This window comes from Niallia taxi, assembly GCF_032818155.1.
Taxonomy (GTDB): domain Bacteria; phylum Bacillota; class Bacilli; order Bacillales; family Cytobacillaceae; genus Niallia; species Niallia taxi_A.
The window spans coordinates 2,037,425-2,059,232 of the sequence record NZ_CP102589.1; the positions used below are offsets into that span (position 1 = coordinate 2,037,425).

22 protein-coding genes are annotated in these 21,808 nt (G+C 36.7%); 13 read left to right on the forward strand and 9 right to left on the reverse strand.

Going from position 1 to position 21,808, the window contains the following annotated elements; translation table 11 throughout:
* Positions 1-55: 55 nt before the first annotated feature.
* Positions 56-1,567, forward strand: coding sequence for an MDR family MFS transporter (locus NQZ71_RS10110; RefSeq protein WP_144453106.1), 1,512 nt, complete (start codon positions 56-58; stop codon positions 1,565-1,567).
* A 102-nt stretch (positions 1,568-1,669) separates the two neighbouring features.
* Here the strand turns inward: NQZ71_RS10110 and NQZ71_RS10115 are convergent, their stop codons facing one another.
* The gene (locus NQZ71_RS10115; RefSeq protein ID WP_225314680.1) at positions 1,670-1,957 is read right to left on the reverse strand and encodes a late competence development ComFB family protein; all 288 of its coding nucleotides are present in this window, start codon (positions 1,955-1,957) and stop codon (positions 1,670-1,672) included.
* A gap of 134 nt (positions 1,958-2,091) precedes the next feature.
* Here NQZ71_RS10115 and NQZ71_RS10120 point away from each other — a divergent pair, with 134 nt between their 5' ends.
* Both NQZ71_RS10120 and NQZ71_RS10125 read left to right on the forward strand, forming a co-directional pair.
* Positions 2,092-2,748: a DUF3885 domain-containing protein gene (locus tag NQZ71_RS10120; RefSeq protein WP_275007953.1), complete on the forward strand. Its 657-nt coding sequence runs from the start codon at positions 2,092-2,094 to the stop codon at positions 2,746-2,748.
* A gap of 125 nt (positions 2,749-2,873) precedes the next feature.
* Complete coding sequence (locus NQZ71_RS10125; protein WP_260054515.1) at positions 2,874-3,131, forward strand: spore coat protein; 258 nt, start codon at positions 2,874-2,876, stop codon at positions 3,129-3,131.
* Positions 3,132-3,173: 42 nt separating this feature from the next.
* Here NQZ71_RS10125 and NQZ71_RS10130 read toward each other — a convergent pair whose 3' ends face one another.
* Both NQZ71_RS10130 and hpaB read right to left on the reverse strand, forming a co-directional pair.
* Complete coding sequence (locus NQZ71_RS10130; protein ID WP_317010533.1) at positions 3,174-3,677, reverse strand: YhcN/YlaJ family sporulation lipoprotein; 504 nt, start codon at positions 3,675-3,677, stop codon at positions 3,174-3,176.
* 161 nt (positions 3,678-3,838) lie between these two features.
* Complete coding sequence (gene hpaB, locus NQZ71_RS10135) at positions 3,839-5,314, reverse strand: 4-hydroxyphenylacetate 3-monooxygenase, oxygenase component (protein WP_317010534.1); 1,476 nt, start codon at positions 5,312-5,314, stop codon at positions 3,839-3,841.
* 339 nt (positions 5,315-5,653) lie between these two features.
* Between hpaB and NQZ71_RS10140 the strand changes: the two genes are divergently transcribed.
* The 6 genes from NQZ71_RS10140 to NQZ71_RS10165 all read left to right on the forward strand — a co-directional run bounded on the left by NQZ71_RS10140 (position 5,654) and on the right by NQZ71_RS10165 (position 11,115).
* A complete protein-coding gene (locus NQZ71_RS10140; protein WP_127737779.1) occupies positions 5,654-5,836 on the forward strand; it encodes a hypothetical protein in 183 nt (60 codons plus the stop codon).
* A 167-nt stretch (positions 5,837-6,003) separates the two neighbouring features.
* Entirely contained in the window at positions 6,004-6,447 is a 444-nt protein-coding gene (locus tag NQZ71_RS10145; protein WP_317010535.1) for a disulfide oxidoreductase, read from the forward strand.
* Between the two features lie 442 nt (positions 6,448-6,889).
* Positions 6,890-8,353 carry a sugar porter family MFS transporter gene (locus NQZ71_RS10150; RefSeq protein ID WP_260054518.1) on the forward strand — a complete coding sequence of 488 codons (1,464 nt, stop codon included), beginning with the start codon at positions 6,890-6,892 and terminating at the stop codon, positions 8,351-8,353.
* Between the two features lie 249 nt (positions 8,354-8,602).
* Positions 8,603-9,586, forward strand: coding sequence for a ketoacyl-ACP synthase III (locus NQZ71_RS10155; RefSeq protein WP_260054519.1), 984 nt, complete (start codon positions 8,603-8,605; stop codon positions 9,584-9,586).
* 298 nt (positions 9,587-9,884) lie between these two features.
* Positions 9,885-10,076: a hypothetical protein gene (locus NQZ71_RS10160; RefSeq protein ID WP_144453119.1), complete on the forward strand. Its 192-nt coding sequence runs from the start codon at positions 9,885-9,887 to the stop codon at positions 10,074-10,076.
* A 199-nt stretch (positions 10,077-10,275) separates the two neighbouring features.
* Positions 10,276-11,115 (forward strand): glycosyltransferase family 2 protein, encoded by an 840-nt coding sequence (locus NQZ71_RS10165; protein ID WP_317010536.1) that lies wholly within the window; start codon positions 10,276-10,278, stop codon positions 11,113-11,115.
* A 58-nt stretch (positions 11,116-11,173) separates the two neighbouring features.
* On the opposite strand, the gene NQZ71_RS10170 is transcribed toward NQZ71_RS10165, so the two are convergent.
* Positions 11,174-11,761 carry a nitroreductase family protein gene (locus tag NQZ71_RS10170; protein ID WP_317010537.1) on the reverse strand — a complete coding sequence of 196 codons (588 nt, stop codon included), beginning with the start codon at positions 11,759-11,761 and terminating at the stop codon, positions 11,174-11,176.
* A gap of 435 nt (positions 11,762-12,196) precedes the next feature.
* Here NQZ71_RS10170 and NQZ71_RS10175 point away from each other — a divergent pair, with 435 nt between their 5' ends.
* The gene (locus tag NQZ71_RS10175) at positions 12,197-12,811 is read left to right on the forward strand and encodes a lysozyme family protein (protein ID WP_260054522.1); all 615 of its coding nucleotides are present in this window, start codon (positions 12,197-12,199) and stop codon (positions 12,809-12,811) included.
* A gap of 66 nt (positions 12,812-12,877) precedes the next feature.
* On the opposite strand, the gene NQZ71_RS10180 is transcribed toward NQZ71_RS10175, so the two are convergent.
* Both NQZ71_RS10180 and NQZ71_RS10185 read right to left on the reverse strand, forming a co-directional pair.
* A complete protein-coding gene (locus tag NQZ71_RS10180; protein ID WP_144453125.1) occupies positions 12,878-13,594 on the reverse strand; it encodes a GntR family transcriptional regulator in 717 nt (238 codons plus the stop codon).
* Positions 13,595-13,661: 67 nt separating this feature from the next.
* Positions 13,662-14,861, reverse strand: a complete 1,200-nt coding sequence (locus tag NQZ71_RS10185) for an enolase C-terminal domain-like protein (protein WP_260054524.1) — start codon at positions 14,859-14,861, stop codon at positions 13,662-13,664.
* Positions 14,862-15,164: 303 nt separating this feature from the next.
* Between NQZ71_RS10185 and NQZ71_RS10190 the strand changes: the two genes are divergently transcribed.
* Positions 15,165-16,556, forward strand: coding sequence for a PTS transporter subunit EIIC (locus tag NQZ71_RS10190; RefSeq protein ID WP_317010538.1), 1,392 nt, complete (start codon positions 15,165-15,167; stop codon positions 16,554-16,556).
* Positions 16,557-16,599: 43 nt separating this feature from the next.
* On the opposite strand, the gene NQZ71_RS10195 is transcribed toward NQZ71_RS10190, so the two are convergent.
* On the reverse strand, positions 16,600-17,526 hold the full coding sequence (locus NQZ71_RS10195; RefSeq protein WP_275007939.1) for a LysR family transcriptional regulator: 927 nt from the start codon (positions 17,524-17,526) through the stop codon (positions 16,600-16,602).
* A 228-nt stretch (positions 17,527-17,754) separates the two neighbouring features.
* Here NQZ71_RS10195 and NQZ71_RS10200 point away from each other — a divergent pair, with 228 nt between their 5' ends.
* Positions 17,755-17,877 carry a hypothetical protein gene (locus NQZ71_RS10200; protein ID WP_260054527.1) on the forward strand — a complete coding sequence of 41 codons (123 nt, stop codon included), beginning with the start codon at positions 17,755-17,757 and terminating at the stop codon, positions 17,875-17,877.
* Between the two features lie 346 nt (positions 17,878-18,223).
* Here NQZ71_RS10200 and NQZ71_RS10205 read toward each other — a convergent pair whose 3' ends face one another.
* Both NQZ71_RS10205 and NQZ71_RS10210 read right to left on the reverse strand, forming a co-directional pair.
* Positions 18,224-18,652 carry a hypothetical protein gene (locus NQZ71_RS10205; RefSeq protein ID WP_144453133.1) on the reverse strand — a complete coding sequence of 143 codons (429 nt, stop codon included), beginning with the start codon at positions 18,650-18,652 and terminating at the stop codon, positions 18,224-18,226.
* A gap of 32 nt (positions 18,653-18,684) precedes the next feature.
* The gene (locus tag NQZ71_RS10210; RefSeq protein WP_260054529.1) at positions 18,685-19,374 is read right to left on the reverse strand and encodes a DUF421 domain-containing protein; all 690 of its coding nucleotides are present in this window, start codon (positions 19,372-19,374) and stop codon (positions 18,685-18,687) included.
* A gap of 462 nt (positions 19,375-19,836) precedes the next feature.
* On the opposite strand from NQZ71_RS10210, the gene NQZ71_RS10215 reads away from it, so the two are divergent.
* Positions 19,837-21,756 (forward strand): beta-glucoside-specific PTS transporter subunit IIABC, encoded by a 1,920-nt coding sequence (locus tag NQZ71_RS10215; protein ID WP_317010539.1) that lies wholly within the window; start codon positions 19,837-19,839, stop codon positions 21,754-21,756.
* Positions 21,757-21,808: the final 52 nt, after the last annotated feature.

Sequence of the window (21,808 nt, forward strand, 5' to 3'; positions counted from 1 at the left end):
AGCAAACTAAAGGTAAATAACATGATGAGTTAAAAATAGTGAGGAGATAAATTAGATGGATTCAAGTTTACAACAAAAAAAACCCCCATATTTGATGATTGCTATTCTTTTTGTGGGAGCCTTCGTTTCATTTTTGAATAACTCCCTTTTAAACGTTGCGCTGCCATCCATTATGGTGGATTTAAAAATTGAAGATTATTCAACAGTACAGTGGTTGTCAACAGGCTATATGCTTGTGAGTGGTATATTAATTCCTGCTTCAGCATTTCTTTTGACCCGTTTTTCAAACAGAAGCCTATTTATTACATCAATGGCTATCTTTACAGCAGGTACGGCGTTGGCAGCATTTGCGCCTAACTTCGGCACATTGCTTGCTGGACGTATGATCCAAGCTGCAGGATCTTCTGTAATGGGTCCGTTGCTTATGAATATTATGTTAATCAGTTTCTCCCGTGAAAAACGTGGAGCTGCAATGGGTATTTTCGGATTAGTTATGATTACGGCTCCAGCAATCGGACCAACATTATCTGGTTATATCGTAGAGTATTACGATTGGAGACTTCTTTTTGAAATGATTCTTCCACTAGCTGTTATTAGCTTACTGCTTGCAGTATGGAAGCTAAAAAACGTTATGAATCAAAACAAAAATGCAACACTTGATTATATTTCAATTGTGTTATCAACTATCGGATTTGGCGGTTTGCTTTATGGCTTTAGTTCTGCAAGCTCTGACGGCTGGACAGATCCAATTGTGTTGACTACATTGATTGCCGGGGCACTAGCTTTAGCTGCATTCATCGTTCGACAGTTAAAAATGGAAGAGCCGCTGCTTGACTTGCGTGTTTATAAATATCCAATGTTTGCGCTTGGCTCAGTCATTGCCATAGTAAATGCCGTTGCCATGTTCTCAGGGATGATATTAACACCAGCCTATGTGCAGAATGTAAGAGGTATTTCACCACTTGATTCAGGGTTAATGATGCTTCCAGGTGCGATTATTATGGGGATTATGTCTCCGATTACAGGCAGACTGTTTGATAAGTTTGGACCTCGTGTTCTTGCAGTCATAGGCCTTGCTATCACAGGATTATCCACATTTATGCTAGCACATGTGCAGCTTGATTCAACACATACGTATATCATACTTGTGTATACACTTCGTATGTTCGGAATGTCGATGGTTATGATGCCAATTATGACAAATGGTTTAAATCAGCTTCCTACACGCCTGAATCCACATGGAACTGCTGTTAATAATACAGCACAGCAGGTATCAGGTTCCATTGGGACAGCAATATTAGTTACAATCATGAATACCGTTACAAAAAACAACGCAGAAAGCATGATGGCAGGTGTAGATCCTGCAACAATCACACAATCCTCTGCAGCGTTGATTACACAAAAAGCATTGTTAGAAGGTATTCAATATTCCTTCTACGTAACACTTGCAATCAACATTATCGCATTGGTTCTTGCCTTCTTTGTTAAACGTGCTGATACAAGCGAAAGTGCAGTGAAAGAGCTTGAAAAACAAAGCAATGCAACAACAAAGCCTGCAACTAACTAAAGAAATGAAAATAAACCAGGCGAATGCCTGGTTTATTTCAATTTATAGGACGTAAAAATTTTCAAAATGATATTTTTTAACCTGCTAAAAAAGTGTGAGTCATTAATGTTCGTCTAAATGTTTTGGATAATTTCCAACAAGATAAATCGCACTGATAATTCGTTTGTTAATCCATTTGCGGTTTTCGTCTGTATTCAATTGCTCAAAAACATGTTCTCTGCCTTTATCTGTAGTAACATAATGGTGTGGCAGATTATTTAGGCTGTATGCAATTATATCCATTTTACATTTTTCACATTTACAAAAAAGCTGGAAATCGGGACTGAGCAATAAATAGGTTACGAGAGACTCGACGATTTCTTCCATGACATTTAAGTATTTTCTATCCATAGCTATTCCCCCACATATTGCACTATATTATTTATATCGGCAAATTTCGGGATTTTTTCACTCAGTTATAAACATTTGTTTATCGAATCAAAAAAAATATTTTTATTTATTTTTTCAGCGAAGGAGAAGCTATTTTGATTAACCAGGTGAATGTATTTTTACAAAGCCATTTTAAGGATTTAGTATTAGAGCCACCGTTATTTTACAGCTGGAATTATGGATTAAGATTTGAAATCGCAGATCCAATTAAATGGAATGAAAAGGGTGGCATGAACCAAGCTTATGAACGTTCCACCACATTATTCAATGAGGTGTTTGCAAAAGAGGATAACATTATTTTTGTGACAGATGTCCATACTTTCAAAAGCAACAAGTATCTGCAGCAGCGTCCGCTGAATGTATATTCTAAATTCATAAAAAGTAAACAAAAATTATATCAATTATCGCACCAAACACTCCCTGAATTGGAGGAGGAAGAGGGAGTTACCCATCGCTTTAGTCTTATTTGTAAGAAGGCCGAAATTAGATACGCTTCCTTGCTTAAGGCTATATGCCATGAAGATATGGGTGATTCGCAAACTATTCTAAGAGGGGATAGGCGGATTGGCTATAACATTTACTTGATAAATCACACGAAGCAGATGATTTATCATCTATATGATGACCGTGGCTGTGATATTATTGCGGCAAGTAAACAAAACCTGCATGCTATTTATGAGAATTATAATCATTGGTTATTGGATTATGATCGAGAAAAAATGGCTTCCTTGTTTCCACCAAGCAATATGTAAAGACAATCTTTCGAAAAAAGAAAACTTGCCCTTTTTTTTTTCCTCCACAATTAGTGAATTCACCTAGGCAAAATAAGGGCTGGGTGAATATCGTATTAAGGATTACAGGAGGAGGTAATATAGAGATGAATGAGATAGCTGCAAATTATCCAATTAACAGTGCTGATTTAAGAAGACCATTTGGAAGGCCTTTTGGCTATGGCCATTTTGGCTATGGCAGAAGACCGTGGGGATACCGTCCGTATGGATTTGGCTTTCCTTTCGCTGCAGGACTTCTTGGAGGTCTTGCTGCTGGATCACTTATCGGCGGACCATATGGATATGGATATCCATATGGAGGATACCCATACCCATATCCAGCCTACCCTTATTATCCTTATTAATATAAAAGATGCCCATCCAATTGGATGGGCATCTTTCTTTTGTTAGCGTGAATTAGGGAAAATTCTTCTAACTGTTTCGACAAATTCGTCATATAAACCGCTGATTGGTTTTCCATCTTCAATGTCATTAGCATAATTTGTAAATCGATCAAAAAAATCGGGGTTGGAGGATACGTACACGTTATTGATGTCCTTATCTGTATCTTTTACATGATCGGCAATTTTATCCTCTAGCTTATTTGTTACACCGTCTTCTTGATTGCCTTCAAGCTGGACAGCAACAAAGGCATTTTCGTCTGTTTTCATTACAACAGCACGCTTTACTTCTTTCATATCTTTTACTTTATCAGCTGCTTTGTCTGCGACATCTAGGTTGGCTTTTTTACGCTCATCTGTTTTATAGCCAACACTATTATCTCTTAAATTGTTTGCAGTATTATTATTATCATCATTCATGGCTGTGTTATTATTATCGTCATTATTGCCACAACCTGTCATGATTGTCATTAGGGCAGCAACTGCAAGCATATGCTTCATTTTTTTCATGGTGATTTACCTCCTTGTATATGATTCAAATTAAGTTTTCCCGAGAACTTAATTTAATATGTACAAGTAATCACCATACCTGTATAAAGCGATTCTCTAACGACATCCTAATAATATCTCAAGGGTTGAAAATTCCTTTTAAACATCATTTGAAGTTGAAGTTAGATTGTCTGTTGATTTGTCGGCTTGTCATCATCAGAATTTCCTAATTGTAAGAAGCTGCTTACAGAGCGTACATGCTCATCCAAAGCATAATTTCGGTACAAGCTGCTTGCTGATCTTACCGGGTCTCCAAAGAAAAATCTTTCATACTGTGTTTGTCTTGTGCCAAAAGCACTCATCGTTAAATCCCAGGCTAAACGAAAAATTTTATTGCGATCAACTGCCTGTTTATTTGCACCCTGCAGATACTGAAGTAAATCCTTTCTTATCTCAGATTGAAAGGCTGCTTCTGTCGGTAATGTAACAAGTCCGCTCGCCCCGATTAATTGAATGATTTCAACAAATCTAGGGTAATTTTTTGAAAATATATTGCTGGAAACCTGAAGGGGAGTAATGTTGGGTACTATGCCCCCAAAATTATCGTACATTGCATCGTTCTCAGATTTATCTAATAACGCTTTCATCGTTTCAAGTGTAATGATGATTTCTGCCATTTTTTCTTGTATATGAGTGTACTCTCTTATATCAATTGTATCAATGATTAATTCAGCAATTCCTAATAAAAATTCCGTTTTGACGATTTGCCTAATTAAAACTTGATGTAATGCAAAATGATGGAAGGAGCTGGAGTTTAAAAATTCGTTTGCTGCATCTAAATTGTCATAAAAAAATACACGGCTCCATGGAACCAATACATCGTTAAATACGAGGATACAATCCATTTCCTCGTATCTAGAGCTTAATGGATGATCAACATGAGATTTCCCTCCAAAAAATGACTCTCTGCCAATAAACTTAAGTCCGGGTGTATTAGAAGGAATACTGAATGCAAATGCCTCGTTTTTATCATACTTTGGTGCACCAAATACAAGAACCTCGTCCGTTATTCCACCCTGTGTTGCCAATAGACGCGCTCCCTTTATAACCAATCCTTCTGAGGTACGTGCGATGACTTTAGCAGAGATAGGTTCTTTTGCATCCTCTAAAAATATTTGTGACCGATTTACCTGTGGAGTAATAAAAGTATGGGTAAAAGTCAAATCACGCTCTCTTGCTTCTTCATAAAGGCGTACAATGTTTTCAGGAAAACAATTTTTCTTGCCTGTAAGCAGACTAGCTGATGAAGCTAAACTCATTACCGCTGTATTTAAATAATCAGGACTTCTGCCCATCATCCCGAAGCTTGCTTTCGCCCAGCATTCCATCATTTTACGGCGCTTATATAAATCTTCCTTCGTTTTTGGCTGCAAATAGGACATCCCAATACGTTCCCCTGTATCCGGGGAAGGAAATGTCATTAGCTGCTCCAAATCTAAGTTTGTCTGCAAGTCAAATAATGCAGCTTTTTCCTCCAGTATCCCTTTAAATGCTGGATGTGCTGACAGCTTTTGCGTGACTTTTCTGCCGTCCAGCCATATTTCTGAATTCATGTTATCAATTCTTTCCATAAAAGCTTTTCCATTAATAGCCCCCATAAAAATCCTTCCCTCATATGATATTTAGTTAAATATATTTTATTGAACATCATTGACTATTGTTCCACGTTTTTAATGTATAAGAGTATGGATTTAAAGAAATTAATCTGTTGTATAGGGTAAAAGTTAAATTAATTGAATAATTATTCATGCGGTAAATATTACTTGGTTGTCTTTTTTGCTTCAAATAGAAAAAACAGGACAGTAATATTTATTGTCCTGTTTTTCCTATTGTTTTTTATATGCAAGTACACATTATAATTGAACATAGGGAATGTCATAAACATAAAAATATAATTATATGATATGGAGAGGCACATGTTATTGGAGGTGATGCTTTTGGTAAGATTAAACACGCTGTATCAGGATAAAGGAAAAGGCTGGCAGTCTAAACAGATTATCTTTCAGATAGCACCATCCATTGGCGAAACAATTAAAATTGATAAAAGTTTTTACAAAATCACCAATATCATTCACCATGCAGAGGATGGCAGCTTGGAAGTAATTGCCCAAGCAGATTGAGCTGAAGATTAAGGAGATAGTGGCTTATAGTCAATACCTCCTTAATCATCTATAATAATGAGGGATAAACAGGGAAATTGTTTGGTTGCGAGGAATCGTTTCTTATATACAAAAAAGGGACAAGCTCTGTATTATGTGTTCGTTTAGCTATAAGGGAGGTAATTAATGTGGAAACAAAAAATAAAGAGAAACTGTTAATGGCAATATGGGTTGTCTCAACAATTGCCACATTCGGAAGCTTGTTTTTTTCTGAAATTATGAAATTTGAGCCATGTAAACTATGCTGGCTTCAGCGAATATTTATGTACCCATTACCGATTATTGTCGGCTTAGCTATTATAAGAAAAGATTATAATCAAATTTGGAGCTTTTTAACGTTAGCAAGCATTGGCTTTGCTATTTCTGTCTATCACAATTACATTATGCTGTTTCCGCCAGAGCTAGGCTCATGCGGCAGGGTGTCATGCACAACGGATTATTTTCATTTATTAGGCTTTATTACAATTCCGCTTATGGCTCTTATAGCATTTTTCATTGTTATTGCTTTATGTATTATTGGCTTGAAAATGGACAAAAAGTCTACATTTATTGTTGGTGAAAATCAGGAATAAGCATGGGGACTGGGACCAATTAATTTCTAATTTAGACATTGGGCGATGCGATTATATTATTAGTATGGAATGAAAACTAAGTTCGTTTCATTGTGCACATGGACTGGCTCTTTTCGCAGGGAGGTAGGGAGCTTTTTTGTCTTCGCCTGCGGGTACTCATCTCCCGCAGGCGTCCGAGTGACCTCCGTTATTAAAAAATACAAAAAAAACAAAACAGAACTATTTATTGATTTGTAAAATAGTTTTGTTTTAACTTAGGCTTAAATTCTTTTGTGCCACCACCATTTTGCTTATATTTCTAAGAAAATTTCTGAATCAAGAATAACTGCCCTTATTAATATATGTTTAAACACTCCCTTAAGAAGGTAAATAACTCGTACACACTTCCTTAACAGCAAAGGAAGCTGCGAATCTATATTTACATAAAAGGGTGAGGAATTAAATGAAGACTAGTGAGGAACCTGCTTTTGTAAAAACATCCGCAGCAAGCTCAAATGAAGGGCAGAAAAAGCAGAGGTTTTCACAAAAAACATATTTAAAAATGATTACATTTATTTCTACATTCGGCGGTCTTTTATATGGTTATGATACGGGTGTAGTAAATGGAGCACTGCCATATATGTCAAGAGAAGATCAGCTTAACTTATCTCCTTTTACACAAGGGCTTGTAACGAGCTCCCTTCTGTTTGGGGCAGCATTTGGGGCCATTTTTGGAGGAAGGCTGTCTGACAGGAAAGGAAGACGCAAAACAATCATAAGTGTTGCATTTATTTTCCTTATCGCAACAATTGGTTGTTCGATTGCTCCAAATATGGAGATTATGGTTTTAAGCAGATTTATTTTAGGACTTGCAGTCGGAGCAACATCTGTAACAGTACCTGCATTTTTAGCGGAGATGGCTCCAGCAGAAAAAAGGGGAAGGCTTGTTACTCAGAATGAATTAATGATTGTCACAGGACAACTGCTTGCATACATATTTAATGCCGTTTTAGCAAACTCATTTGGCGATATGGGCAATATTTGGAGATATATGCTCGTTATTGCGACTCTTCCAGCAGTTCTATTATGGCTTGGAATGCTGATTGTTCCCGAAAGTCCACGCTGGCTAGCTTCTAAAGGCAACTTAAAAGGAGCTTTACAAGTACTTGAAAAGATTAGGGAACGCATGCAAGCACGAAAAGAACTAGAGGAAATTGAGAATACGATTGTAAATGAAGGGAAAGTGAAAAAAGCAACCTTCAAAGACTTGAAGCTTCCTCATGTTCGCAGAATTATACTTATAGGAATAGGAATTGCCATGATCCAGCAGTTAACAGGTGTTAACTCTATCATGTATTATGGAACAGAAATATTGAAGGATGCAGGCTTTTCAACAGAAGCGGCTTTAATCGGTAATATTGCAAATGGAGTTATCTCTGTTGTTGCAACATTCGTTGGTATAACCCTGCTTGACAAGGTAGGCAGAAGACCAATGCTGTTTTTCGGTATGGTTGGGACAAGCACTTCACTCCTGCTTATTGGTATAATTTCAATGACAATGGAAGGTTCTTCCGTACTTCCGTATATTATCTTGAGCTTAACGGTGTTATTCTTAGCATTTCAGCAAGGAGCTGTCTCACCAGTAACTTGGCTGATGCAGTCAGAAATTTATCCACTTCATCTTCGTGGTTTAGCAATGGGTATTTCTATTTTCTGCCTGTTTATGATGAATTTCCTTGTAGGATTGCTATTCCCTGTGTTATTTGATGCATTTGGACTGGCAACTACTTTCTTCATCTTCGTTGGATTGGGATTAATAAGCTTATTTTTCATCAAACGATATGTACCGGAAACAAAAGGTCGTTCACTGGAAGAGATTGAGCAATCCTTTGCTAAATCACAGAAAAAATATGCTCAACAAGGTTAATAACTATGAAACGTTCCTAATAAAGGAACGTTTTTTTTTTAGTTAACAGCCTGTTTTTTCTATTCCTTGTCGCCAATACCTTCCTCCAATCATTTTATATAAAAAGGTTTTCTGTGAAAAGAGGAGTAATTTAAAGTCGATACTCCACTGTTGACAAATAAAGTTCATTCGTAATAATATAAATTTAGTACCTGATACTAATAGTAGAATATAATAATTGGTTATAAGTATAAAAAGGAGCGAACGGAAATGACTTCAAAAGCAAGGATTTCTGCAATTGGAACATATGTCCCTGAAAAGAGACTGACAAATAACGATCTTGCGAAAATGGTGGATACAAGTGATGAATGGATCGTCCAAAGAACTGGCATAAAGGAAAGACGAATTGCAGGAGAAGAAGAGTTTGCTTCCACATTGGCGATTAAGGCAATTGAAAACTTAGCTGCAAACAGCAACCAATCACTGCATGATGTTGACTTTATCATCGTTGCAACAACTACTGCTGATTATGGTTTTCCAAGTGTAGCAGCACAAATACAATCCCATTTTAAAATCGAGCAGACAGGTGCGATTGATTTAAGTGCTGCATGTGCTGGATTCACATATGGTTTGCATTTAGCGAATAGTATGATTACATCAGGAATGCATAAAAAAATTCTTGTTGTTGCGACAGAAACTTTGTCTAAGGTGACAGACTATACGGACAGAACAACATGTATTCTGTTTGGTGATGGTGCTGGAGCATTTCTTGTTGAATATGATGAAGAAAATCCGAGCTTTCTCGCATCCCATATGGGCACAAATGGAGAAGGAGGCGTTCATATTTATAGAACTGGACTTTCAGAAAAGATGAACGGAGAACCTTTAAACAACAGCGGAAAAATGGTTCAGAACGGCCGTGAGGTATATAAATGGGCGACAAGAACAATTCCAGCCTCCATGGACGCATTATTGAAAAAAGCAAATATGAAAAAAGAACAGCTGGATTGGTTTGTTCCTCACAGCGCAAATTTACGGATGATTGAATCCATTTGTGATAAATCTGGTGTATCAATTGAAAATGCTTTAACAAGCATGGTTCCATATGGAAACACCTCATCAAGCTCGATACCTTTAGCAATCCAGATAGGGCTGGATGAACAAAAAATCAAAAATGGAGACCATTTACTTCTATACGGCTTTGGTGGCGGACTTACACATCTTGGGTTAATTATAAAATGGAATTTAGTTTAAAAAGTTGCAGGAAAGAGCAGGTGCTCTTTCCTGTTTTTTTGCTGCTTTATTAAATGGTACCGTTGTCCGTCATAGACCCACAATTTATACAAATAACGTGATTATAGAAGGGAATAGAAAGCTTAATCATTTAAGTGGGGTGTATATATAAAAGTGAATTTCCACAAAAAGAAATTGATGTATATTGAAAAAAAAGGAAGATTCATGCATAATAAATGGAAATGAGAAATGTTATTTTTTGTTAGTGATGTTGATGTATGCCGTTATAATGGATCACTTTTAAAAAGGAGCTTGTCTGATGAATGGTAAAAAAAGACTTATCCAAGCAAAATACAGGGCTAAAAAGAAGGAAATGCAGGAAAATAATAAATCAATTGCAGTTTTTTATCTTTTGGCTTTAATAGTGCTCATTTTGCTGCAAAGTGATTTTGGAAGTAAGTCTATATTTCCTTTCGATGGAAATGGCAATTATACATATTATAGCGAGTAATGAAATCAATAGAAATAAATAAGTGAGTCCTATACAAAATGTACAGGGCTTTTTTGTCGGGTATTCCCTTAAGCTTTAATGTGCACAATTATTTACTACGCAAGAGCTGAAAAAGTGGATAAGGAAGATGTTTGAACATACCATTTCAAACCCTCTCTCATAGTATATAAAAGTAGTTATGAAATGGAGGGAAAATAGCTTGGATAATCTTATTACAGTCCTAATCCCGTTTTACAATCCTGGCAAATATATCATTGATGCTATTAGCAGTATTTACGCACAAAAGTATTTCTCCTGGAAAATTGTTTTGGTAGATGACTGCTCGACAGATGAGAGTACAGAGTTAGTAAAAAAATATCTTGTTGATCCAAGAATAACATATGTACGACATGACGAAAACAAGGGGCAATCAGTTAGCTTGAACACTGGACTTCAGCATATTGACACACCCTTTTTTGTTCAGCTTGATCCAGATGACTGGCTTTATCCAGACACATTGCAAAGTTTAGCTGATGAAGCGTTGAAGCAGCCAGAGGATGTTGCGGTAATTAGCGGCAATATTAATATAAGTTTTGAAGATGAATATGGACAAGTTTATTTATCGCGAATAAAAAAAGGCAAGCATTATGATAATCCATATGCTTTTTTATTGGCAAATACATCTATTTGGCCGAGATGCTACAGAACCTCTGCTGTACGAGAGGTAGGAGGCTGGCCATTGGATGATCCTTATGGCGGCAGATATGTGGAAGACATTAGAATACTGCTTTTGTTGATTATGTCTTATCGTTTTTATTGGATAGATCAGCTTATGCTTTATCATCGCAGACATGAAAAAAATAATACAAATGAAAAAGATGAAACAGCTTCTTCCCTAAGATTGCTTATAGAAGAAACATTAGTCAATTGGGGAGATGTATACAAGCCTGTATTTAAATATGAAGATGGCTACATGATTCTGCATGGTCTTGAGGTTAATAAAGAAAGTCAAGATGATAATATAGCAGAAATTATTACGGAAATACCAGAGTCAGAGTAAACATAATAGTTAATGAAAAAAGGGAAGATGTATCGCATCTTCCCTTTTTCAAAATAGATTAAAGTGCACCTTTACCAAAGGAACCTTCAAATAGTGACTCACTTAATGCACGTCTGTTGCTTGGCTTTTCACGCTCTTGCAAATTTGCAGGGAGCGCTTCTTTTTCTCCTTGATAACCTATTGCAATAACAGCGTGTAGTTCATATTGCTCTGGAATGTTTAACACTTGACGAGCAAGCTCCTTATCAAATCCTCCCATTGCATGTGTGACCAAGCCTTTATTATGTGCTTCAAGAGCAAGGTGACTCCATGCAGTACCAGCATCAAATGCATGCCAAGCATTGGGACCACGTTCTGTTAATGTTTCTGAAAGTATAACTGCTATAGCAGGTGCATGCTTAGCCCATGCCAGATTTCCAGGTACAATAAAGGAATGGAACTTCTCTAAATCTTCTTGCGTGCGGGCGATAACAAATCTCCAAGGTTGAATATTGGATGCAGAAGGAGCCCATCTTGCAGCTTCGAATATACTTAATAGCACATCCTCAGGTATATCCTTCTCCAAAAAGGAACGGGGAGACCAGCGATTGATAAATTGCTGTGAGATTTCGTAATCAGCATTGCGGAAGTCTTTCATATCAGCCATAAATAATCCTCCTAACTAGTAATATTAGTTAAAATATACCATAAATAACCTTGGATAAAAAGTTTTGCAAGTAATTGTTAGAAGATAATGATATTTCTAAAAGATGTGTAAATAAGGAAATATATGTTAGCATATAGTTAATATTATAATGGAGGATAATAATGTCATATATTACTGGTTTTTGGCAAATAATGATTTTTTTATTGTTAGTCTTATTGGTGAGAGGGGTATATAGATTTATAAAGGTAAAACGGTAATGAACTGAGCAATATATCTGCACACAGCTACTAAAAAGGCAGCTATTTTTTAATAGGAAAAACATTTGCAAAAAAGTAGGACAGTGTTTAGGTTAAGGAAAGAAATTCTTACCTGTTTCTTGTATAATAGATAGAGAAAAACATGAAAACATTTAAATTGCTTTAATGAGGGGTTAAATTGAAAAAAAGAAGAAAAATGAAAAAACTGCCAATGCTAATCTTAATCGTTATTGTTTTATACGGTGGCTATTTAATTACCGCTAAATCTATTAAACAAACAGCTGAAACAAGATTAGCCAATTATTTGCCAGAGATAAAGGATGAATTGGAAAAAAATGAACTGGATGCAGATGAGTTTGCACCTGTTTTGCTTGCCATTATGGATCAGGAAAGCCATGGGAAAGGCAGTGATCCAATGCAATCATCTGAATCTGCTGGTTTAGCGCGAAATGAAATCGGTGACCCCGCAGAAAGCATTAAACAAGGAGTGTATCATTTTTCCGAAATGTACAAATATGGTGAAGCAAATGATGTAGACCTTGAAACAATTATTCAAAGCTATAATATGGGTCCAGGCTATATCGATTTTGTTGTTAATAGTGATACATTTCATAGTGAGGAAACCGCTAAATCCTATTCTGAGCTTATGGTAGAGAAATCGCCTGATTTGTATACATGTAATAACGATAAATTAAATTTCCGCTATCCTTATTGCTATGGTGATTATAGTTATGCAGGAAAAGTCACTGCAAAAATTGATGCGATGAATAAGCTTGTGAGACAGCATTTATAGAATTAGGTAAATAAAAATCTAAAAGTTCTAAGACCAGTGGAAATCACTGGTCTTAAAACTTTTAGGTTATTTTTTTCTGTACTCATGCTTGTGTCGATTGAAGGGTGTAAAATAGGAGACGGAATAATCTAAATTAATCATTTCACTATATTCAAACACCTTGCCATTTTCTAATATACCTCTATTAATAATTTTCATGGCTGCACTCCCTTTTTTACAATTAAGCAGGTCTGCATCCTCTTTAGAGATGTTAATAGCACGGTATGTTGTGATGAAATGGGAGATGATAAGCCCGCATTGCTGTACATAATCATGAACAGATTTTTTAATTTCTTCTTCGTTCAGATCTGGAAAATAAGAACAGGGAAGTACAGATGTTTCAATCTGCATCTTTTGAAAGTCGACAATTCTTATCCGTTTAAACTCCCATAATTTCTTATTTGGAACCATATGTAAATCAAAAATTTTTTCCAGCTCTTGATTAGGCTGGATTTTTTTAAAGTACATAATTTTTGAATGGATATCCTTGAATTTTTTTTCCGTAAGTGAATTATAAATTAAAGGACTTTTATATCTAGTTTCAGACACAAAGATTCCAGAGCCCTGAATGACTTTAATGCATCCAATGTTGACAAGCTTCTTTAACGCTTCTCTTATCGTATACCTTGAAACAGTATACAGATCGGAAAGCTCCCTTTCTGTCGGGAGCTTTTCTCCAGCTTTGTACTTATTCTGATAAATTTTACTGAGTATATCCTCTGCGATAAAATCTCTTTTTTTCATTATTTATACCTCGAAAATTAGTATCTCTCCTCGGTTCATTGTAGCATGCAAAGGAATAGAACGCTTGTTATGGTGTGTGGATTGCACCGTTCGGCAGGCGGGACTCTGTCCACTCGTGTTTACGGTAAATAACAGGATAGCTGGCTGCCATCTCTTCGTCAAAATCTACACCAATGCCGATTTCTTCAATTGGATAAATATACCCATCCTGTACCTTCACATTACCAGGAAACATTTTTTTTGTTGTTTCATCAGGTTCTTGAATTTCCTGAATTGCTGCATTATGCAGATGGATATTTAAGTGCGTATTGACGGCAACACCAATTGGTGTCATATCAGATGGGCCGTGCCATGCTAGACGAACACCAAAATTCTCACAAAGCGCTGCAAGCTTTAAGGCTGGTGTAATCCCACCTATTTGTGAGACATGACAGCGAATAAAATCAATTTGCCGATTAACAATCAGATTTCTCCATTCTACGGGATTATTAAATAATTCTCCTGTTGCAATTGGGGTGCTGCATTGATTTCTTAAGGAAACAAGCCATTCATTTTGGTCTGGAGGAAGAATATCCTCTAAAAAGTATGGTTTAAATGGCTCCAAATCCTTCGCTAGCTGCAATGCTTCATTAGGAAATAGTCTTTCGTGAACATCATGCAGAAAATGGATAGAATACCCATATTTCTCCCTGAGCGCCTGAAACATTGTGATAACGTCCTGCCGATAGTTATGCTGATCAAAATATTCACCACCAGCGTCCTTTCTGGCGCAATGCATGTTAGGGTTTTTCCCACCGTATTTTCCCATTTGACAGCGGATATGCCGATAACCTTTTGCAAGCAGCCGATCCACATCCTCTAAAAGCTGTTCGATTGTTAATCCATCAGCATGTGTATAAGCAGCAATAGCATTTTTTGATTTTCCGCCAAGTAGTTGATAAAGAGGCATGCCAGCTAATTTTGCTTTTATGTCCCATAATGCCATGTCAATGCCAGCAATAGCATTATTGATGACAGGACCGTTTCGCCAATAAGAATTAACCATCATTACTTGCCAAATGTCTTCTATATGATTTGCATCACGATTAATGAGCAGCGGTTTTAAATACTCTTCGATTATTGTTTGAACAGCTAATGGTCGTTGTTGAAATGTGGCACAACCGTAACCATAAACACCCTTATTCGTTACAACTTTAACAACGACAAGATTATGCCGATGCGGATTTGTTACAAATGATTTTATGTCAGTAATTATTGTCGGTTCCAACTCTTATTCTCCTTTTCTCTCGCTTTTTTCGTCAAATCAAAGCCTTATAATGACTCCATTAAAGCATATCGAAAAACAACGAGTCAATTTGGTCAGGGAAGTACTTCATATTTATCAATTTACCGTACCAATTTATTAACTCATAGATGGTGAAAGCCAGTAGCAGCAACGGTCTACATAATAATGGGTGCTTTTTTAACCGCTTTCATTGTAAGCGGTGCTATGCTATTATGACCTTGTCAAATCAAGGTTCTATAATTATTGTTAATCTGCATTTACTTGAAAATGAGAGGATGCTTTAGGATGAAGGAAAAAGAAGCTGTTAAAAGAATCATAGAATATGTTGGCGGAAAAGATAATATTAAGAAGGCATGGCATTGCATGACAAGATTGCGGTTTGATTTAGTCGATCAAGCAAAAATTGATCATGAAAATGTTAAACAAGTTAACGGAGTTATTGGAGAACAGCTGCAAAATGATCAATATCAAGTTATTATTGGTACAAATGTGCAAGTCTATTATAATGCTTTAATGGAAGAATTAGAGGTAGATGAAAATACAATTAGCACAACAGCAGATAAGAGCAGTAAAGGAATGTTTGGCAGATTGTTGGATATAGTTTCAGGTGTGTTTGGACCAATTGTGCCTGCCATTGCAGGAGCGGGAATGATAAAAGGGGTTCTGGCTGGTTTAATAGCTTTAAACATTTTGTCAAAAGAAAGTGAAACGGTTGTTATTTTAGATTTAATTGCTAGTGGAGTCTTTTATTTTCTGCCATTCTTTTTAGCAGCATCTGCAGCAAAAATCTTTAAAACAAATCAATACTTAGCGATAGCAGTAGCAGGAGGGCTGATGTACCCGACGTTGCTTGATGCGGCTAAGCTTGGAGAAATTACCAAGTATTATTTTCTAGGGTTGCCGATACCTGTTATTAATTACTCAGGTACTGTTATTCCCATTATTTTATCTGTGTGGGCATTAAGCTATATACATAGATGGGTAGATAAATGGATGCCAAGTGTATTGAGGACCGTATTTACGCCAACCTTGACCTTATTCCTCGTCATTCCAGTTACACTTATTGTAACAGGTCCTTTAGGCAGCTATGTTGGGAAGGGCCTTGCATATATGGTTGAATTTTTGTTTAATGTGTCTCCGATTTTGGCAGGTGTTGTCATGGGTGGGGCGAGACCAATTGAAATCGTTTTTGGTGTACACCATGCTATCACACCGATAGCCTTGCAAAATTTCGCGGATAAAGGGTACGACATGCTGATGCCAATGATGTTTATGACAAATATGGCGATTGCTGGTGCGACCTTTGCAATGTTTTTCAAAGCGAATAGTAAAACAGAAAAGTCAGTGATACTATCTGCAACCATTTCGGCCATACTTGGCATAACTGAACCTGCTTTATTTGGAGTTTTAATCAGAAACAAAAAGGCATTTATTGCGTGTACAATCGGCAGTACGATTGCTGCGACATTCTTTGCTGTCATGGGCGTGAGAATATACGGGTATATTCTTTCAAGTATTGTAAGTCTTGTTGCATATGTCGGACCGTATTTTCCGTATGCAATTGCAGGTATCATCATCGCAATTGGAACAGCCTTTTCCATCACGTTTTTGACGGTAAAAAAGAATTCATTCGGGGCGGGCCATAAAGATACTCCCGTTCAGAAAATAAGTGGATAATAATAAGAGAGGTCCGTCCCTTTAGGGAAGGACCCTCTGACTATTAAACAAATGCCTCTATTGGTGATCTTTGATTAATTAATTTTTTTACGATAGATAAGTACCTTTGCATAACCTCATTTTTTGCCACTGATTTCGGATAGACAGCCCATATTTCCCGGTACAAATAATCGGGGCTTTTAAAGGGCAATACAATAATATCTCCTGATGCATAATCTTGGTGATTAATAAGGGAAAAATCATCGAGTGCACAGATGGCATGGCCATCCTTAACGACATTTCTTATTAGCGCACTATTATTGGAGGTAACAAAAACAGGGTTGTTTTCCAAGCCTGTTTTTTTCACAAGCTCTTTATGTGTGGATGTTTCAAGGACGGCAATACTTTCATTAACTAAATCTTCCTTCGTCAGGAATTTTCTAGTACATAAAGGAGAATGCTTACTTAATGCAATACAGACATAGCTTCGATAAAATGGCTCAATATGGATGGAACTGCTATTATCTAACAGATTTCTGTTCTCAACAATTAAGGATAGGTCTAGTGATCCATCATTTTTTGTGATTTTTGAGACGATATCCTCATGCATACCCTCCTGTATTTCAACCTTCAAATCCTTATGTTTCTCCTTTAAGGACATAAGAGCAAGATAGCCTACATTTCCAAATGTCGGCGAAAAGGCGATTCTTAAAGGCAAGCTTTGCTGTCCATTTTCCATTCTTTGCACTTCGTCATATAGCTCTTTATACTTACACTGCAGCTCGTATGCTCGTTTAAGGACAATTTTTCCTTCAGGTGTAGGATTAGTCCCTTTGTTGGAGCGCTGAAAAATAGTCACCCCTAAATTTAATTCTATTTGCAGGATGGATTGGCTGATTGCAGAAGGCGTTATATGCAGATTATCTGCTGCTTTCCTGATAGATCTTTCCTTAGCCACTTCCAACAAATAATCAATTTGTTCTATATTCATTTTCATCCTCCTACCATAAAGAATACTTAAATGATATTCCAACTTTATTACTGTTCTTATAGTACTTAATATTTGTCCTTTAGTAGTCTCAATAATAAAATGGAGAATTTCAATTTAGAGACAAAAAGGAATTAACTAGCTAATGTTCCTATTTTCGACTATTGATGTTTTCATTAGCAAACAAAGCAAGGGTTTTTCGCAGGAAGTAAGAAGAGGCTGGTGATTGATATGAGCAATAAAAAAAATTGGAGCACGGATGAAGTGAAATTACTGCAATCCTTCGCCGGATTCAAACCGAACTCTGTCTGCTCCACTGACTGGCCATTGCTGCAGAAGTCCTGCCAAGTTTAGAAGTGGGGGAAGCAACATAATACTTTGTTGCAATGACTATAGCTGGGTTAAGCATACGAAAAGAATATAAAAGGGAGTTCTATTAATTGATCGGAAGGACTTTAAAGCTTGGGCATTAAGCAGTGATTTTACGAAGCTAACAAACAAAATTCTTCCACATTCCTCATAGGGGTTATTGCAGAAATAAACAAGAGCGTAAAGAAACGGAAATATCGGCATTTCATAACAGGCGAATTAAACCTCCCGAAGGATTAACAGCAAAGTTTTAAACAGAACAGAATTGAGTATTCCAAGCTGACCAAAAAGGTGTAAAAAGGAAGTAAACAGACTGCCGATTGGCAGCCTGTTAGCTTCCTTTATAATATTTTACAAGCTTGATTTCAAGTCCATTCACTTTTTCGCTTTTTAACCGTGGTGCAGTGCCGCCAATATTCGGTGCGTCAATTTCGAGGATTACTGTATCTGTATATGTATCGCCATCAGGCTCTCCGACAAGAATGGACAGCTTTACTTCATACCAGCCATTGTAACTGTTTTTGCCTGTTTGCTTCTGCATAATGGCGACATCTTCTACCTTTAATGGATTAACAATCATTTCCTTCCCGTATTGATCTTGAACTATTTTGATTAATTTTGGCTCAAATATAGAGAAAAGAATATCCTCTGTTGTAAAGTAGCCCTCGACTCTTTCTGCCTTTGTTTCCGTTTTGGCATAAGTATAATGTCCATTTGCGAAAATTATTCCACCTACCAATAAAATTAGTAGTTTTTTCATTCATCATCTACCTTCCTTCCACATTTATGTTGTCATTGATTTGGAGCTTTATTATATGTTGCCACTTGTAGCCCTTTATCTTCCTGCCATTCAGCATAAAGGACATCTTTATAATCTGAAATTTGCTGTTGGGATAACTGCTTTTTCAGCCAGCCTTCGTTAAATTGGAGTGTTTTTAGATTTTGTTTATTTACTTTACCATCAAGCACTAATGCATATGCAAGCTGTACTTTTTTTTCTGGAATCTGTAAATCTTCTTTAGTAGGAGCACCATATGAATGCTTTGGTGCAACACTAATATTACCATCCTGTTCCAAAATGACATACTCTGCGTCAAATAAAGAAAAATAGCCTTGTTTTCTTAAAAGATGCTGCAACTGGCTTAAATCAATATGATTTTTTTTTAACGCTTTAAAATCAATCTCTCCTTTATTAATAAGCATGGATGGTTTTCCTTCAAAGAAGCCGCGCAGTATAAAGGACTTTTGTGTCAGTAACTCAACAAGGTAGATAAGTAGACCCCAAAGTAAAATGCTGTATACGATATCAAGCACACCTGTACGCTCATCAAAGATAGAATCTCCTACGAAATTCCCTAATACCATTCCAGTTATAAAGTCAAAGGGAGTAATTTGCGAAAATTGAATCTTACCTAGAATTTTCAGCATCAACAGAAGTGTAATAAACCCGACACATAATTCCACTGTGATATCAACTAACATTTTCTTCACCTATAATCTTTTAATTAATTTGCATAAAGGGATGTTATACTATACGGAAATTTCATCCGTTTATATCATGTGGAAAACTCCCTGAAATATACAAAAATTGGTCACTTCTCAATAGAAAATCGAAAAAACAGTATAGCCGCCGAAAATTAATAGATTAGTTCTGGTTTGAATCATTGTTATTTGCTTATGTCAGGCTTCCTTCACTCACGATACGCAAAAAATCAACTAATCTGTAATAGATAGAAAAAAATTTTATTGAAAGCGTTGACATGAAATCGTTCTCATGATAAATTAAACCTATCAAATAACAACTTAATAAGTTCCTTGATGGAATGTTACCTTAAGTGGGCATAACCTGAACTGACTAGAACACGCTTATATAGTGTGATTTAGTGGGCTCAGGTTTTTTATTTGGCAAAAACCAAAAATAGATAAAAGAAGGAAGGGTCAAAAATGAAATATGAGCAGCTGGCAAAAGACATTATTGCTAATGTGGGCGGAAAAGAAAACGTTTCCAATGCGGTCCATTGTATTACACGCCTTCGCTTTAAGCTAAAGGATGAAGGAAAAGCAAATACAGAGGTATTAAAAAACATGGATGATGTTGTTACAGTCATGAAAAGCGGCGGTCAATATCAAGTCGTTATCGGAAACCATGTACCTGATGTATACAAAGCTGTAGTTACAGTTGGTGGCTTTCAAGGTCAGGAGCAAGTTGAGGAGGATGAAGGACCTAAAGGTTCTCTTTTCAGCCGCTTTATTGATATGATTTCTAGCATTTTTACACCAGTCCTTGGCGTGTTAGCCGCATCAGGGATGATCAAAGGCTTTAATGCATTATTTGTCGCACTTGGCTGGCTGGAAAATACATCTGGCACATACCAAATCTTAAATGCTGCCGGTGATGCGCTATTTTATTTCTTGCCAATCTTCTTAGGATATACAGCAATCAAAAAGTTCGGCGGTACACCGTTCATCGGAATGGCGATCGGAGCAGCGCTAGTATATCCGACCCTTTCGACCTTAACAACAGGAGACCCGCTGTACACAGTATTTGCAGGTACGATGTTTGAATCACCAATTTATGTTACATTTTTAGGAATTCCCGTTATTTTAATGTCTTATTCATCATCTGTTATACCAATTATTCTTTCTACATTCTTTGCAGCAAAAGTAGAAAAATGGCTTCGTAGCTTTATTCCAGATGTTGTTAAAACATTTGTAGTGCCATTATTAACATTATTAATTGTTATTCCAATTACATTTATGGTCATTGGCCCGATTGCAACATGGGCAAGCAGCTTGATCGGTGCAGGTTCCTTATTCCTTTATAACCTAAGTCCATTAATTGCAGGGATTTTGCTTGGCGGTCTATGGCAAGTAATTGTTATTTTCGGGCTTCACTGGGGCTTAGTGCCAATTGCGATCAACAATGTGGCGACAATGGGCTTCGATACAATTCTTGCAACAGTATTTGCCGCATCATTCGCTCAAATTGGTGCAGTTCTTGCAATCTTAATTAAAACAAGAGATAAAAAGTTGAAATCATTGAGTATACCAGCATTCATTTCCGGTATCTTCGGTGTTACTGAGCCGGCTATTTACGGAATTACATTACCATTAAAGAAACCATTTATCATCAGCTGTATTGGTGCAGCAGCAGGTGGAGCTATTTTAGGTCTTGCTAATGTAAAGGGTTACATCATTGGCGGTCTTGGAATTTTTGGAATCCCAACATACATTAGTCCTGATGGTCTTGGCATGGATTTATGGGGTGCACTAATTGCAATCGTTGTAGCATTCATCGTTGCTTTCATCTTAACGTACTTGTTTGGCGGAATTGGCAAAGAAAAAGCTGCAAGTACTAATACAGAAGTAAAATCTGCTTCAAATGAAGTAGCTGCAACAACAGCAGTACAGCATGAGGTTATCATTAGTCCATTAAATGGTGAAGTGAAAGCATTATCAGAAGTAGAAGATGCAGCATTTTCAACAGGTGCATTAGGTCATGGCCTTGCAATTGAACCAACAGAAGGGAAGCTTTATGCTCCAGTTTCTGGAACAGTATCAGCATTATTCCCAACAAATCATGCTATTGGTATTACGACTGATTCTGGTGCAGATATTTTAATTCATATTGGGATGGATACTGTACAATTTGAAGGAAAATACTTTAAAGCATATACAGTCCAAGGTGAATACGTGGAAAAAGGCCAATTGCTTATTGAGTTTGACATCGAAGAAATTCGCAAAGCAGGTAAGCTGTTAACAACACCTGTAGTTGTAACAAACTATAAGGATTACAGCATGGAGTTAACGAATAAAAAGCAAGTCACTACAGTAGATGAGCTGTTCAAATTAGATGTAAAATAATAGGGAGGTAGAAGATAAGGAGCATAAGCTCCTTATCTTCTACAATGAATAT